The organism is Streptosporangium sp. NPDC023615 (assembly GCF_040640155.1).
GTDB lineage: Bacteria > Actinomycetota > Actinomycetes > Streptosporangiales > Streptosporangiaceae > Streptosporangium.
The window spans coordinates 69,302-83,769 of record NZ_JBFABE010000031.1 but is presented as its reverse complement, the minus strand read 5'-3'; the positions used below and the strand labels follow the sequence as shown (position 1 = coordinate 83,769).

Below are 14,468 nucleotides of genomic sequence, written 5' to 3'. Positions count from 1 at the left end.
GTTCAGCACGGCAACCTACGCTCGTTCCCTTTTACACCGCATCTCGGACGCGACCGTACGCGGGACGACCACGAAGAAGGCCGGTGGCACGAGAGAGCGAAAAGCCCACTCAACGATCAAAGGGCCAGGTCACCGGATGCCGGTTGACCTGGCCCTTCGTCACGAGCCGACGAGGGGAATCAAACCCCTGACCTACAGTTCACAAGAGCGTTAGAAGACGTGCCGGGTGGTGACGGGCGATGCTGTCCCGGCACGTTCCTGCTGGTTGACAGGGGCCTACCGGGTCATTCCGCGTCGGGATCTCCACTCAGAACCGGCGCCGTACGTTCCTGCCGGCCCCTCCTCGGTCTCCCCCGGTCCCCCATCACGTCCGACTTGCCGCCGCTCTCCTGTGGACTCGTTACCGTTCATCGCCACTGGGCGCGCGCCAGAGTGAGCCCGTACACCTTGGCCGCGCCGCTCGCCTTGAGCCGTCTGGCCACCGCGTTGAGGCTGCTGCCCGCGGTGAAGACATCGTCGTAGACCATGACGCGCTGGCCTTGCACCCGGGCCGGGTCCGGCACATGCAGCGCGGCGTACAGCGCCTCCGCCGCGAGCTGGCGCTCCATAAGGGAACCCGTGTCTCGCATTCCGAGAGTCGCTCGTGTTTTCTCGATGAGCGGCGGATCCAACACGAACGGGAGATTTTCATCGTCTTCGAGGATCGCCCGTTCGATGACATACCCGGTGTGATCATTGCCTTTGCGGGCCTGGTGCGACTTCAGATAAGCGGGCATCGGGATGATGGCGTCCACCCCGTCGACGAGCTCCGGGTTGGTGTAGAGGTGACCCAAGATGATCCGCGCGAAGATCCCCCCCACCCGTGCGCCCCGCCCTTGAGGCGAACGACCCCTCGCTCCAGCGTGCCCGCCTTGACCCCGACGACGGCCGTCCACTCGAAAGCACGCCGAGGGTCGTTGCAGAGCTTGTTAGAGCAAGTGGGCTCACCGTCTCGTAGCGTCTGGTGGCAGATCGGGCAGTTGGGTTCGTTCGGCGGCTGGAAGCTCTCCGACGCGCACTCGTGGCAGATGCGGACATGCCCCGCCTGCAAGTAGGGGCATTCACCGCAACTGCCGAAACCAGTGGGGGGTGGGCCGTCGCCGTAGGCCGGCCGTCCTGGTCTGGTCACCACAGCGCCTCGGGGGACGGCTCCTCTAACTTCAGATCTTCGAAGTCGAGGGTCAACTGAGCGCGGGACGCGTTGACCGCTTGGATCCGGTCCGGGCTGGACAGGCTCTTCACGACGTCGTCCACGTCTTCCACCATGAGCGCCCCGCGCGTCTTGACGTACTCCTGTGCCCACGGTTGAGCCTCGGTGAGGCTACGTAGCAGGAACACCCTCTTGCCGTGTTCCAGCGCCAAGCGCGCCTGCATCTTCGCGCCGGACGTGCTCGCGGCTTCGATGACCACCGTGCCTTGCGCGATGCCGGACATGGTGACGTTGCGGCGAGGGAAGGTGTAGGTCGCGCCGCTGGCCTCCGGCCAGAACTGGGAGACCACGGCCCCGTTCTCGGCGATCCGGTCGGCCAGGGCGCGGTTCTCCGCCGGGTAGCAGCGCAGGATGCCTGTGCCCACGACCGCGATCGTCCTGCCGCCGGTATCGAGCGCCGCGGTGTGCGCCGCGGTGTCGATGCCTCGGGCGAGGCCGGACACGACGGTGACTTGACGTTCGGTGAGCAGGCCGGACATCCGGCGTGCCCGGCGTAGCCCGTCCTCGCTCGCCTGGCGGGTGCCGACGACAGCCACGCTGCGCAGGTCCGCGTCGCGCAGCTCGCCCCGGACGAACAGGAACGGCGGAAGGTTAAAGATCAACCGGAGGGTGGCGGGGTACTCCTTGTCCAGGACGGTGACGAGCCGGGCCCCGCCGCGGGCCGCGATCTCGACCTGCTTGACGGCGGACTCGACGTAGCCATCAAGGTCATGGGCGCTGTCGTTGATGAGGGCTCTGGCCTTGATCGCCTCGGGAGAGGACTCGATGATGCTGCCCGACCATAGGCGCGCCAGGCCGTTGGGGCGCTGGGCCTCGCGCGCGATGAGGTACCAGCTGACGCCCTTGACCATGCATATCGCGAGCAGCCGTGACTGCTCCTCGGTGATCCGCATCCTACTCTCCAAACTAATGTTCGAATGCGTGTCTCATGTTACTTCAGTGCCTTATGTCGCTTGAAGATATGTCCATATTGTCAGGTAGTGCCAGGGGCTTGATGAGCCGTATCAACGGTCGGCATGACCACAAACCATGATCGACTTTCCTGATGGTGACATGGCGCACAGGTACTCAGCATGCACGCTGAGTGTACGGGCGACACATGGCACGGTCTGGCGTTACACGTCTGTGATGTAGGAGGCCTATGCAGAGGAAGGAAATTCCCTTTGCCTGACAGCTTGACCCGGTCGACAATCCCTGAGCGGTCAGCGTTACCGACGCCCCCGGCCGTACTGGCACGCGAATGGCACGAGCGGCACGTCCCTACCTCTGCATGTGATGCCCGGTGGGCCGGTGCTGAGGAACGACGTACCGGACCGCCGATCGCCCCCAGCCATCTCCGGAGGTCAGCCGTCATCAGGCGATCGTGAGAGGCCGGCCTGGAACAGGCCACCTTCGCCACACATACATGAACATGTCGCGCGAAAGGTCCCAGACTCAGGCGGGCTGCCCCGGCTCGCGTCACTCCTCGCCGGAGAACCGCTCCCACGCGGACTGGCGGGTGATCCCGAGAGCTTCCCCGAGCCTGGCCCATGTGACGCCGCGTCGGCGCAGTTCCTGTGCCCACGAGCGCAGGTCAGCCTCGGCCTGGTCGATGTGTGCGGCGACGCGCGGAATGTGGCTCAGCATCTCCTCGTCGGTCAGCGACTCCCACATGGGCACGCGCGGCCCTGCGGTGCTTTTGGGGCTCCCATCGATGATCGACGCGGACAGCGCCACGCACTCGTTGCAGATGTACACTCCAGCCCCGGCGACCAGCTTGTCGACCTCGGTGGACGGCTTGCCGCAGAAGGAACACCGGGCGAGTTCGGTCAGGGTGTCAGGCGGTGTCATAGCGCACTCCTAAGGTGTCAGGGCGTCCCTGACACCTTAGATTGTCAGGGCATCCCTGACAACTCTTGATCGTCGGCAGAGTTGTGAACCGGACGAGACTCCAGGCTTGAGAGGAGCGAGCGGGCCGGCGCAATGCGAAGCACCCGAAGGGCCTCGAAGAGGTTGAGCCTGCCAGTTGAAGTTCTCACCTTCGCGAGTCTGCGTGGAGTGAGCCGGTCGGGCTCCGCCGTACACACCTTGACCTCGATCAGGGAGTGCTTCGGGTCGCGGGCGCGCTGGTCGAGATCGGCGGTGGCAAGGTGCTGGACGAGACTCCGAAGTCACGAGCCGGCCGACGAATGGCGTCCATTCCCCTGGAGATCATTCCGGACCTGCGGGTGCACCTGGAGATGTTCGCGGAGCCGGAGGAGAACGGGCGCGTCTTCACCGGCCCCAACGGCGGGCCTTTGAAGCACTCGGGATTCCGCCGGACGTGGAACAGGGTCCGTGCGGTCGCCGGGCTTCCCGATCTTCATTTCCACGATCTCCGCCATGTCGGCAACACCCTGGCCGCTTCCAGCGGGGCAAGTCTCAAAGAGCTGATGTCCCGGATGGGGCACTCCTCCACGCGGGCGGCGCTGATCAGCACGCCAGCCAGGACCGTGACAAGGCCATCGCGGAAGCTCTGGGCAAGGCGCTCAAGGTGGCACGCAAGACGGCCACGAAGAAGGCCAGTGGCACGCGGGTGGCACGGAAGGACAAGAAGCCCGCTTGACGATCAAAGGGCCAGGTCACCGTATGCCGGTTGACCTGGCCCCCTGTCACGAGCCGACGAGGGGAATCGAACCCCTGACCTACAGTTTACAAGACTGTTGCTCTGCCGATTGAGCTACGTCGGCACTGCCGCCTGACGAGTGTAGTCGGCTCGCCCCCTTCGCGTCACCGAGGTATGCCCGGTGACCGGGAGACGTCAGGGGCGACGGTGGCGGGCCACCTCGTACAGGGCGATGCCGGCGGCCACGCCGGCGTTCAGCGACTCGGCCGCGGCGTTCATCGGGATGCGGACGACCAGGTCGCACGACTCGCGGACCAGGCGGGACAGACCCTTGCCCTCGGAGCCCACGACGATGACCAGCGGGCCGTCCAGGAGGTTGGCCTCGCCGACGTCGGTGCTGCTCTCCCCGTCCAGGCCGACCACGAACAGGCCCGCCTCGCGGTACTCCCGCAGGGTGGCGGTGAGGTTCGCGGCCCGGGCGACGGTCAGCGAGGCCAGCGTGCCCGCCGAGGTCTTCCAGGCCCCGCCCGTGACCCCGGCCGAGCGGCGGGACGGGATGAGCAGGCCGTGGGCGCCGAAGGCGGCGGCCGAGCGGGCGATGGCGCCGAGGTTGCGCGGATCGGTGACACCGTCGAGCGCGACGATCAGCGGGACCTCGGCGGCGTCCTGGGCGATGCGGACCAGGTCGTCGGGGTGGGCGTAGTCGTACGCCGGGACCTGCAGGGCGATGCCCTGGTGGACACCGCCCTCGGTGAGGCGGTCGAGCTTCTCCCGGCCGACCTCCAGCATCGCGATGCCGCGGTCGGCGGCGATGCGGACGGATTCCTTGACGCGGTCGTCGTTGTCGATGCGCAGGGCCACGTACAGCGTGCTGGCCGGCACCCCGGCCCTCAGGGCCTCGACCACGGAGTTGCGCCCGCCGATGTGCTCGGGGGCGTCCTCGCTCCGCCTGGTGCGGACCGGGGTCCGCGAGGAGGAGGACGAGGCTCTGCCGCCCTTCTCCTCGCGCTCGATCCGCTCGGTACGCGCCTTGTCCTTGTGCCAGTGCCGCAAGTGCGCCGGCGGGGTGGCGCCCCTGCCCTCCAGACCGCGGCGGACGTTGCCGCCCGTGCCCTTGGTCGGACTCTTCTTCTTCGCGGGTCGCCCGGACCCTTTACCCCCACCAGCCATGGTCTATAGCGTACGGCCTGGTTTCACCGCGAGAGTTCCCAGCGGGGGCCCTGGGGGGTGTCCTCGACGTGGATCCCGGCCTCGGCGAGCCGGTCGCGGATGCCGTCGGCCGCCGCGAAGTCCTTGCGGCCCCGTGCCGCCTGCCGCTGTTCCAGCGCCACCGCGACCAGGGCGTCGACGGTCGCCCGCATGCCGGTCTCCCCGCCCGAGGAGCGCCACTGCTCCGAGCGCGGGTCCAGGCCGAGGACGTCGAGCATGTTCTGCGTCTCGGCCAGCAGCCTGGCGACCTGCTCCTTGTTGCCCTGGGCGAGCGCGACGTTGCCCTCGCGGACCACCTCGTGCACCACGGCGAGCGCCTGGGAGGTGGCCAGGTCGTCGTCGAGGGCGTCGGAGAACGCCTGGGGCAGCGGGGCGTGCGCGTCGACGTCGTGGATGACCTCGGCGGCGCGCGTGACGAAACCCTCGATGCGCTGGTAGGCCGCGGCGGCCTCCAGCAGCGCCTCCTCGGAGTAGGCGATCGAGGAGCGGTAGTGCGGGGCCGCCAGGTAGTAGCGGAGCTCGACCGGGCGGACCTTCTTGATGATCTCCGGGACCAGCAGGGAGTTGCCGAGCGACTTGCTCATCTTCTCCGCGCCGATCTTGAGCATGCCGTTGTGCATCCAGTAGCGCGCGAAGCCGTCGCCCGCGGCCTGCGACTGGGTCAGCTCGTTCTCGTGGTGCGGGAAGATCAGGTCGACGCCGCCGCCGTGGATGTCGAAGGTCGCGCCGAGGTACTTCGTCGCCATGGCCGAGCACTCCAGGTGCCAGCCGGGGCGGCCCCTTCCCCACGGGGTCGGCCAGGTCGGCTCGCCGGGCTTCTCGCCCTTCCAGAGCGCGAAGTCGCGCGGGTCGCGCTTGCACGAGTCGGTGTCGGTGTCACCGGCCGCCCGCATGTTCTGCAGCTTCTGGTTGGACAGCGAGCCGTAGCGGTCGGCGTAGGACATGACGTCGAAGTAGACGTCCCCGCCCTCGGCGTAGGCGTGGCCGACGGCGATCAGCCGCTCCATCAGCTCGATCATCTCGGGCACGTGACCGGTCGCCCGGGGCTCGACCGTGGGGGGCAGGCAGCCCAGCACGTCGTAGGCCCAGGTGAAGGCGCGCTGGTTGCGCTCGGCCACGGCGAACCACGGCACGTTCTCCGTGGCCGCGACTCTGATGATCTTGTCGTCGATGTCGGTGACGTTCCGGCAGAAGGTCACCTCGTACCCCGACCGGATCATCCAGCGCCGGAGCACGTCGAAGTTGACGCCCGAGCGGATGTGCCCGATGTGCGGGGGAGCCTGCACGGTGGCACCACACAGGTAGATCGAGGCCCGGCCGGGTTCGACCGGGACGAATTCGCGGACCGTACGTACGCTGGTGTCGTATAGGTGCAGGCTCACGAAGGCAAGGCTAATGCCTTACCTCCCCTCACAAACCAGGTTGTGAGACGTTGAAGGCGTCCGCCAGAGGGTTTTATGACTATTAGCGGCAAATGTCGCCTCGCATTCCCGGCGGATCAACCGCGATAGAACACGTGCTCGGGAACGATCCGGACGATCACCCTCCGCGCTCCGGGGGCCGTCTCGACCCACGCCTTGCCGGTGTACTTGCGCGACATCTCCTCGATGAGCGCCCCTTCCGGGTCGTCGGTCAGGACGGCCCTCCCCCGCACCTCGGCGTAGCGGTACGGGTCGGCGTGGTCGAACGCCACGATGGCGGTACGCGGGTCGCGCCGGAAGTTGACGTCCTTGCGGCGCCCCCTGAGGGTGGAGAAGAGGATGTCGTCGCCGTCGGTCCTCGCCCAGACGACGCTCGCGTGCGGGCCGCCGTCGGCGTTGAGGCTCGTCACCGTGGCGAAGTTCACCGCGTCGAACAGGTCGCGCGCGCCGTCGGACAGAATCGCCATCTCTTCTCCTTCGTCCCCGCCGACTTCCAGGCCGGAGTCGGTTGCACCGATCATGCCAGGTGCCGATTCTGTAGGCTCGAAGGGCCATGGACGTCAAACCCCTCGCGGCGGCAGACCAGGTCTCCCGTCCATCCTCGCCCCCGCCTCCGCCCCCGACCGCCTCGACCGAGCCGAGCCGGGTGGCCGTCGCCCTGCGCCGTACCGGGATCGCCGTCGCCGGAGTCGGCGTGGCCGCCCTCACCGCCGCGGCGTGCGTGCTCTCCTTCGAGGACCTGCGCGCGCTCGCCGTGACCGGCAGGGCCCCCGTCGGCCTCGCCTACCTCTACCCCGCGGCCTTCGACGCGCTGCTCGTGATCGCCATGATCGCCGTGCTCCTGCTGAGAGGCGGGTGGTGGCCGGTACGGCTGCAGGCGGGCGTGATCCTGACGCTGCTGTTCGCCGGCGCGGTCGCCGCCGAGGTGGCCACCGCCATGCGGACGGCGGTGGACGAGCAGCGGGCCGCCGTCGCGGTCGCCGTCGCCCCGTGGGTGATCCTGGTCCTGGCCCTCTGGCTCTGGCTCCTGCTGATCAAGCACGCCGCCGCCCGCAGGGCCGCCACCGACGCCGCCCTCGCCGACCGGTCGTCGCCGGTACGCGACATCGTGCCCTTCCCCGGGGACGGCGAGCGCGGCGACAGCCCCGGCACCGCTCCCGCCGGACGTCCGGTCCCGCCCGACGCCGGGGAGCGGCGGCACGGGCACACCCCGGTGGCCGAGCCCGCCCGCCCGGAGCAGCAGGCCCGCACCGGCCACGGTGATCATTCGGGCCATCCCGGCCAGTTGGTGCACCACCCGGCGGCCGAGATCATGCTCGACCCGCACTCCGCTCCTCCGCTGGAGAGCGTCCCCCACCACGACCTGCCGCCGGCGGAGCCGGTGATCGGCCCCACCCCGGCGCCGGAGACCCCAGAGGTCACCGACATCCCACGGGACCCCCCGCCCGGCCCCCCGGCCCCGCCGCCGGCGAAGCCGATGCGCTGGGGCGACCTGGTCCGGCCCCGGGAGGGGGATCTGCTCGTCCACCCGCCCCGTCCCGCCGCCGGGACACCGCGACGGCAGGAGGCGGCGGGACGGCCCGCTTCCCGCTCCGCGTCGGAACCCGCGTCGGAACCCGCGTCGGAACCCGCGGGCAGGGTCGGCGAACGGGTGGGGACCTGGGAGACGGGCACCGAACCGCCCACGCGGGGAACGGGCCCGACGGCCGGGGCCGGAACACCCGAGGGCCACACGCCCGGCGCGTCCGGCACGCCCCACACGGCGGATCATCACGGCGTACCGGAGACGGGCGGGCGCGGCACACGCGAGACGGACGAGCGCCGCTCCTCCGGGACGGGCGGGCATCGCCCCACCGGGACGGGCGGGCACCGTTCCTCCGACGAGGGCGGGCGTGGCGCAGCCGGGACCGGCCGTCGCGACGTGCCCGAGGTGGGCGAACGCGACGCGGACACCCAGCCGATCCGTACCGTCCCCGACAGGACGGGGGGCGGCACGACCGGGAGAGCCTCGACCGGGTCCGCCGGCGAGAGATCCGCCGCGGACGGCTCCACCGGCTCCGCGGCCCCCATCGCCGCGGGCTCCACGGGCTCCACGGGCTCCACGGGCTCCACCGGCTCCACGGTGACCGATGAGCCCGGTGCTCCCGGCAGGAAGGGCCGCGGGTCACCCGACCCCGCGCACGGCGCCGAGGCCGCCGACGGCGGCGAGGAGGCCGAGGCCCGGGCCTACGACGGCACCGCGGCCCCGCCCTCGGGACGGATGCGCAGCACGCCGGTGCCGCCGGGCGAGTGAACGGGAGCCGCCGGGCGCGAACGAACACGCGAGCGAACGGAGAGGACGCCGCCGGGCGGGTGAAAGGGTGAGGGACGGGCCGTGACGCCCGTCCACGGCGGCCTCCGGCCGGACCGGTCGAGCCGGCTCCGGGGCCTGGGAGGAGCCGGCCCGGTCTCGGGGACCGCGCCCTCGGCCGGATCTCTCCGCCGGGATCGGCCACGTGACCGGCGTCCATGCGCCCGCCTTCCCCGTCCCGGGAAGCCGGGCGTCCGGGGGGCCACGTAGATCTCGCGTATCGGAAGACCGACGGCGGCTCCTCGCGGAGCCGCCGTCGGTCACCCGATGGGTGGACCGGCCCGCAGCTATTCGCTCACACACGTGTGAGCGGCGCCCCGCTGCGGACCGGCGATGTACCCGCTTCCTGACCTGTTCCAGGTTCGGCCCGGGGCCGGTTCGGCACACTGCGCGAACCGGCGTGGAACGGCCGGGACCCGCTCGGAGCACCGGATGGAGCCGAGCGGGTCCTTCCTGGCTGCGGTGACATCGTGCGCGTCACCGGGGTACCTCAGGCCGGAGGGGTGTCCGGTGGTCTCCGGCGAGGTCACCGGGACGGTGCGTCCCGTCCTGCGCCGGATGTGGGGCATGGTGGTCTTCGTCAGACCCTCGACGAGCGCTTGATGCCGGCGACCAGGCCGACACCCACGACGGCCAGGGCGACCTGCATGACGAGCTCGATCCAGTCGATGCCGTTCGTGGTCGCGACGCCGAGGACCTGGGCGATGGCGGTGCCGATGAGGGCGGCGACGATACCGACGACGACCGTCAGGATCCACCCGATCGCCTGCCTGCCGGGAAGCAGCAGACGACCGAGGGCGCCAACGACCGCACCGATGACGATAGCCCCGAGAATGGACGCGATAGTCATTTCAACCTCCCAGCGAGAGTGAGACCTTCACCCTCACGGGGAGGTGGCTACCCCCCACGTCACAGTTATTCCTGTAGGTGGCAAAAATTCCTTCAGTGCGTCTTTCTCGCCTGCATCTGGACGACGAGGAGCACACCGCCGATGGCGAGCACGAGCTGGATGATGTGTTCCAGCCAGTTGATCCCTCGCGTGTTGGTGAGCCCGAGCGCCGCGGCGATGAGCGTGCCGATGAGCGCGGCGACGATTCCCACGATGAGCGTCAGCCCGATGCTGATGTTCTGGCGCCCGGGAATGATGAGACGGGCCAGCGCTCCGATGATTGCGCCGATGATGACAGCGGCGACGATCGATCCGATCATGTCCGGCTCTCCCCCCGATTACGAGACATGGTTACCAGGGGGTTACCCAGCGTGGCCATGATCACCCAAAAGGGGTGGCCCGTACCGCGCCAGGAAACGGGCCACCACCTGATGGGATCGGCGAGCATTCCGCGCCGCTCGCCGGAACGTTTTCACGTTCGTATGAGAAGACGCGCAAGATGCGCTATAGGTTCACCACGATCGCGGTCGCCACGGCCGCGATTCCCTCGCCCCGGCCGGTCAGGCCCAGCCCGTCGGTCGTGGTGGCGCTGAGGCTCACCGGAGCCCCCACGGCGGCGCTGAGGGCCTTCTCGGCCTCCTGGCGGCGCGGGGCGAGCTTGGGACGGTTGCCGATCACCTGAACGGCGACGTTGCCGATCTCGAAGCCCGCGGCGCGCACCCTGCGGGCGGTCTCCTCCAGCAGGACCGCACCGGAGGCACCCGCCCAGCGAGGGTCGGAGGTGCCGAACAGGCCGCCGATGTCACCGAGGCCGGCCGCGGACAGCAGCGCGTCACAGGCGGCGTGGGCGGCGGCGTCGCCGTCGGAGTGCCCGGCCAGGCCGGTCTCCCCCGGCCAGTGCAGGCCGGCGAGGTGAAGCTCACGGCCCGAAGCGAACGGGTGGACGTCGACACCGACGCCCACCCGTGGAAATATCGTGTTCAGGAGTTGAGAACCTCGTCCAGCAGGGCCTCGGCCTTGTCCTCGTTGGTCTTCTCCGCGAGCGCCAGCTCGCTGACGAGGATCTGCCTGGCCTTGGCCAGCATCCGCTTCTCTCCGGCGGAGAGCCCGCGCTCCCTGTCGCGTCGCCACAGGTCGCGTACGACCTCGGCAACCTTGTTGACGTCACCGGACGCCAGCTTCTCAAGGTTCGCCTTGTAGCGGCGGGACCAGTTCGTGGGCTCTTCGGTGTGAGGCATTCGAAGCACGTCGAAAACGCGCTCAAGGCCCTCTTGTCCGACGACGTCGCGAACACCCACGAGTTCTGCGTTGTCAGCCGGCACCTGGACGGTAAGGTCGCCCTTGTCGACCTTGAGAACCAGGTAGGTCCTTTCCTCACCTTTGATGGTTCGGGTCGTGATCGCCTCGATCCGAGCAGCCCCATGGTGGGGGTAGACGACAGTGTCGCCGACCTGGAAAGTCATGTGACAAGTACCCCTTCCGCTGTACTCAAGAGTACCACGTATCCACAGCCTCCCGGAACAGTGAAATCACCATAACTGCAGGTCAAAGCCGCATCTTATGACTTGACAAGTGCCAAACTGTGTGAATCAAGGGGGCGAAAAGCACTTATGACCTGCGTTCCCCGACTCCGGATCGGCGGGCGGGGCGCCGCGAAGCCCGGCAATCATCGCCGATAGGGTGGCCCTTGCCCTATCTCATGCGTGACAAGGAGAACTCGCACCGTGACCCGCAACAGCCGTCACCGGGCGATCGTCGCCGCCGCGTTCCTCGCAGCCGCCCCGGCTCTGGCCGGTTGCGGCGCCGGAACCGACGCGATCACCAACAAGCCCTACGCACCGACCGAGGCGCTGACGACCAAGACGCCGCAGGGCATCGACATCTCGCAGGGATTCTTCCTGGGGCCCGACTCCGGGGCGACGCTCGCCGAGGGAGGGGCGGTTCCGCTCTACCTGTCGGTCGTCAACACCCAGGCCGGCACCGACCAGCTCGTCGGCATGGGCGTCGACCCGGCGCTCGGCACGGCGAAGGTCAACGCGCCGGTCGCGCTCCCGCAGAACGAGCGGGTCTCCGTCGGCAGGCCCACGCCGACGATCCTGATCGAGGGGCTGAAGAAGCCGCTGCGGGGCGGCGAGAGCATCCCGGTGCAGCTGCAGTTCGCCAACGCCGGGATCGTGCAGGTCATGGTCCCGGTGATCACGCGTAGCCGCGAGTACACCGCCTACCCGCAGGCCCCCAGCGCCCCGGCGTCCACGCCGGCCGCGACGCCGGGCGCCACGACCTCGGAGACCCCGGCACCGGGCGCCACGACGTCGGCCACCCCGACGCCCGGCACGACGACCAGCGGCGCCGAGACCGGCGGCGCGGGAACCGGCGAGACCGAGGCCGGCGCCCACTGACCTCTTCCCCTCTGCCCGGTGTCCCGCCGAGGGGGCGCCGGACAGGGGATCCCCCGGGCCACCGAGGGCCGGGCTCTCCGGGCCGCCGAGGGCCGGGCCCCCGCGCTTCTCCGGGCCGCCGAGGAGCGGGCTCCCCGGGCCCTCCGGGCCTCCTGGGGCCGCTCCCCGGAGAGGGCCGCCGTGGCCGGGGATCGCCGCTGGGACCGCGGCCGGGGGCGCCACGCGGACGAGCCCGCCCCGGCGCGACCGGGACGGGCTCGGATCCCCGAAGGGCCGGACCTCAGCGAGGGGCGGATCCCGCCTGAGGGCCCGCCCCGACGAGGCCGCACCTCGGCAGGGGCCGCCTCGACGGCGCCGGGCCTCGGAAGAGGCCGGATCGAAGAGGCCGGATCCCGGCGGGCTCGGACCTCGGCGGGCTCAGACCTCGGCGGGGTCGAACTTGTAGCCCAGTCCCCGGACGGTGAGGATGCACCGCGGGTTGGAGGGGTCGGCCTCGACCTTGGCGCGCAACCGCTTGACGTGCACGTCCAGGGTCTTGGTGTCGCCCACGTAGTCGGCGCCCCAGACCCGGTCGATGAGCTGCCCCCGGGTGAGGACCCGCCCGGCGTTGCGCAGCAGCACCTCCAGCAGCTCGAACTCCTTCAGCGGCAGCTGCACCGGCTCGCCCCGTACGGCGACGGTGTGGCGGTCGACGTCCATCCGGACCGGACCGGCGGCCAGCACGGCCGACTCCAGTTCCTCCACGTCGCCCTGGCGGCGCAGCACCGCGCGGATGCGGGCCACCAGTTCCCTGGAGGAGAAGGGCTTGGTGACGTAGTCGTCCGCGCCCAGCTCCAGTCCGACGACCTTGTCGATCTCGCTGTCCTTGGCGGTCAGCATGATCACGGGCACGTTGGAGCGCTGGCGCAGCGAGCGGCAGACCTCCGTGCCCGGCAGGCCGGGGAGCATCAGGTCGAGCAGCACGAGGTCGGCCCCGTTGCGGTCGAAGGTCTCCAGCGCCTCGGGTCCGGTGGCGGCGACGGCCACCTCGAAGCCCTCCTTGCGCAGCATGTACGACAGGGCGTCGGAGAACGACTCCTCGTCCTCGACAACAAGCACGCGGGTCACTGCGTGGCCTCCAGGGGGATCGTGGTGGTGGCTGGGATCGCCACCGCCATGCCGCCGAAGGCGGGCAGGCGGAGCGTGAAGGTGGAACCGGAGCCTTCCTTGCTCCACACGGTGACCGCCCCGTTGTGCGCGGCGGCCACATGCTTGACGATGGCCAGGCCGAGGCCCGTGCCGCCGGTCGCGCGCGAGCGTGCCGCGTCGACGCGGAAGAACCGTTCGAAGATCCGCTCCTGGGCGCTCTCCGGGATGCCGATCCCCTGGTCGCTCACGCTGATCTCGACGGATTCGGTGTGCGGGCCGGCCGCGCGGGCGCTGACCACCACCCGGGTGTGCTCGGGGCTGTAGGCGACCGCGTTGTCGATGAGGTTGCGCAGCGCGGTGACGAGCAGCTCGTCGTCACCCCATATCTGCAGCCCCTCGACGCCGCCCGTCACCAGCGCGATGTGCTTGGCCGCCGCGGTGGTGTTGCAGCGGTCGATGGCCTCGTGCACCGCCTCGTCGATCAGGACGGGGCCCGGGGTGGGGATGGGCTCGGCGCCCTGGATCCTGGAAAGGGTGATCAGGTCCTGGACGAGGTAGGTGAGCCGGGCCGCCTCGTGCTGCATGCGCCCGGCGAAGCGGGTGACCGCCTCGGGGTCGTCGGCGGCGTCCTGGATGGTCTCGGCCAGCAGCGAGAGCGCGCCCACCGGCGTCTTGAGCTCGTGGCTCACGTTGGCCACGAAGTCGCGGCGTACCGCCTCGACGCGGCGGTGCTCGGTCTGGTCCTCGGCCAGGACGAGCACCTGGCCGTAGGAGCCGAGCGGGGCGACGCGCACCGCGAAGTTGGTCGACTCCTGGCCGAACTTGTGGCCGGCCACCTCGATCTCGCTCTCGCGGATCTCGCCGTCCCTGCGCACCTTCCTGGCCAGGGCCAGCAGCTCGGCCGCCATCAGGTGATCGCCCTTGACCAGGCCGAACGCCCGCGCGGCCGAGCTGGCGCGCAGCACCCGGTCCTCCTTGTCGAGCACGACCGCCGAGGAGGGCAGTACGGCCAGCACCGAGGCGATCCCCTGCGGCAGTGCCCCGGCCTCCACGCTGTCGATCGGCGTCATCGCACTCCGCTGTTCATGGTTGTGGCGGACGACCATCACGGCCAGCGCTCCCACGACGAAACCGGCCAGCGCGGCCAGGCTCGCCATCAGCTCACTCACGTGGTCCTCCCGTAGGCTGTCACGCCCTCGATGGTAGGTCGGGCCCCCCTCGAGAGGGACGGTCCGGGGG

General features: G+C 70.0%; 14 protein-coding genes, 1 tRNA gene and 1 pseudogene. 3 read left to right on the top strand and 13 right to left on the bottom strand.

The genetic code is table 11. From position 1 onward, the window contains the following. Nucleotides 1-407: 407 nt before the first annotated feature. The 3 genes from AB0G16_RS22040 to AB0G16_RS22030 all read right to left on the bottom strand — a co-directional run bounded on the left by AB0G16_RS22040 (nt 408) and on the right by AB0G16_RS22030 (nt 3,079). The gene (locus AB0G16_RS22040) at nt 408-860 is read right to left on the bottom strand and encodes a hypothetical protein (RefSeq protein WP_362807774.1); all 453 of its coding nucleotides are present in this window, start codon (nt 858-860) and stop codon (nt 408-410) included. 304 nt (nt 861-1,164) lie between these two features. Then, the gene (gene dprA / locus AB0G16_RS22035; protein ID WP_362807771.1) at nt 1,165-2,142 is read right to left on the bottom strand and encodes a DNA-processing protein DprA; all 978 of its coding nucleotides are present in this window, start codon (nt 2,140-2,142) and stop codon (nt 1,165-1,167) included. Nucleotides 2,143-2,707: 565 nt separating this feature from the next. Continuing rightward, nucleotides 2,708-3,079 carry a ClpX C4-type zinc finger protein gene (locus AB0G16_RS22030; RefSeq protein ID WP_362807768.1) on the bottom strand — a complete coding sequence of 124 codons (372 nt, stop codon included), beginning with the start codon at nt 3,077-3,079 and terminating at the stop codon, nt 2,708-2,710. A 218-nt stretch (nt 3,080-3,297) separates the two neighbouring features. Here AB0G16_RS22030 and AB0G16_RS22025 point away from each other — a divergent pair. Beyond that, nucleotides 3,298-3,867: pseudogene (locus tag AB0G16_RS22025) on the top strand (tyrosine-type recombinase/integrase); the annotation flags it as partial. Between the two features lie 17 nt (nt 3,868-3,884). On the opposite strand, the gene AB0G16_RS22020 reads toward AB0G16_RS22025, so the two are convergent. The 4 genes from AB0G16_RS22020 to AB0G16_RS22005 all read right to left on the bottom strand — a co-directional run bounded on the left by AB0G16_RS22020 (nt 3,885) and on the right by AB0G16_RS22005 (nt 6,930). After that, nucleotides 3,885-3,957 (bottom strand) — tRNA-Thr (locus AB0G16_RS22020). Nucleotides 3,958-4,028: 71 nt separating this feature from the next. Continuing rightward, nucleotides 4,029-5,003, bottom strand: coding sequence for a 23S rRNA (guanosine(2251)-2'-O)-methyltransferase RlmB (gene rlmB, locus AB0G16_RS22015; RefSeq protein ID WP_362807765.1), 975 nt, complete (start codon nt 5,001-5,003; stop codon nt 4,029-4,031). Between the two features lie 23 nt (nt 5,004-5,026). Then, entirely contained in the window at nt 5,027-6,424 is a 1,398-nt protein-coding gene (gene cysS, locus AB0G16_RS22010; RefSeq protein ID WP_362807762.1) for a cysteine--tRNA ligase, read from the bottom strand. 116 nt (nt 6,425-6,540) lie between these two features. Beyond that, on the bottom strand, nt 6,541-6,930 hold the full coding sequence (locus AB0G16_RS22005; RefSeq protein ID WP_362807759.1) for a PPOX class F420-dependent oxidoreductase: 390 nt from the start codon (nt 6,928-6,930) through the stop codon (nt 6,541-6,543). Nucleotides 6,931-7,016: 86 nt separating this feature from the next. Here AB0G16_RS22005 and AB0G16_RS22000 point away from each other — a divergent pair, with 86 nt between their 5' ends. Beyond that, nucleotides 7,017-8,756, top strand: coding sequence for a hypothetical protein (locus AB0G16_RS22000; RefSeq protein ID WP_362807756.1), 1,740 nt, complete (start codon nt 7,017-7,019; stop codon nt 8,754-8,756). 637 nt (nt 8,757-9,393) lie between these two features. Here AB0G16_RS22000 and AB0G16_RS21995 read toward each other — a convergent pair. The 4 genes from AB0G16_RS21995 to AB0G16_RS21980 all read right to left on the bottom strand — a co-directional run bounded on the left by AB0G16_RS21995 (nt 9,394) and on the right by AB0G16_RS21980 (nt 11,165). Next, the gene (locus tag AB0G16_RS21995) at nt 9,394-9,663 is read right to left on the bottom strand and encodes a GlsB/YeaQ/YmgE family stress response membrane protein (protein WP_362807753.1); all 270 of its coding nucleotides are present in this window, start codon (nt 9,661-9,663) and stop codon (nt 9,394-9,396) included. Nucleotides 9,664-9,755: 92 nt separating this feature from the next. After that, nucleotides 9,756-10,022 carry a GlsB/YeaQ/YmgE family stress response membrane protein gene (locus tag AB0G16_RS21990; protein WP_362807750.1) on the bottom strand — a complete coding sequence of 89 codons (267 nt, stop codon included), beginning with the start codon at nt 10,020-10,022 and terminating at the stop codon, nt 9,756-9,758. A 184-nt stretch (nt 10,023-10,206) separates the two neighbouring features. Continuing rightward, entirely contained in the window at nt 10,207-10,665 is a 459-nt protein-coding gene (ispF, locus tag AB0G16_RS21985; protein WP_362807747.1) for a 2-C-methyl-D-erythritol 2,4-cyclodiphosphate synthase, read from the bottom strand. 17 nt (nt 10,666-10,682) lie between these two features. Further along, the gene (locus AB0G16_RS21980; protein ID WP_030924410.1) at nt 10,683-11,165 is read right to left on the bottom strand and encodes a CarD family transcriptional regulator; all 483 of its coding nucleotides are present in this window, start codon (nt 11,163-11,165) and stop codon (nt 10,683-10,685) included. 261 nt (nt 11,166-11,426) lie between these two features. Between AB0G16_RS21980 and AB0G16_RS21975 the strand changes: the two genes are divergently transcribed. Further along, complete coding sequence (locus AB0G16_RS21975; protein WP_362807744.1) at nt 11,427-12,101, top strand: copper chaperone PCu(A)C; 675 nt, start codon at nt 11,427-11,429, stop codon at nt 12,099-12,101. Between the two features lie 417 nt (nt 12,102-12,518). Here the strand turns inward: AB0G16_RS21975 and AB0G16_RS21970 are convergent, their stop codons facing one another. Both AB0G16_RS21970 and AB0G16_RS21965 read right to left on the bottom strand, forming a co-directional pair. After that, nucleotides 12,519-13,208, bottom strand: coding sequence for a response regulator transcription factor (locus AB0G16_RS21970; RefSeq protein WP_362807741.1), 690 nt, complete (start codon nt 13,206-13,208; stop codon nt 12,519-12,521). After that, the gene (locus AB0G16_RS21965) at nt 13,205-14,386 is read right to left on the bottom strand and encodes an ATP-binding protein (protein WP_362807788.1); all 1,182 of its coding nucleotides are present in this window, start codon (nt 14,384-14,386) and stop codon (nt 13,205-13,207) included. The genes AB0G16_RS21970 and AB0G16_RS21965 overlap by 4 nt, the downstream gene beginning before the upstream one ends. Between the last annotated feature and the right edge of the window lie 82 nt (nt 14,387-14,468).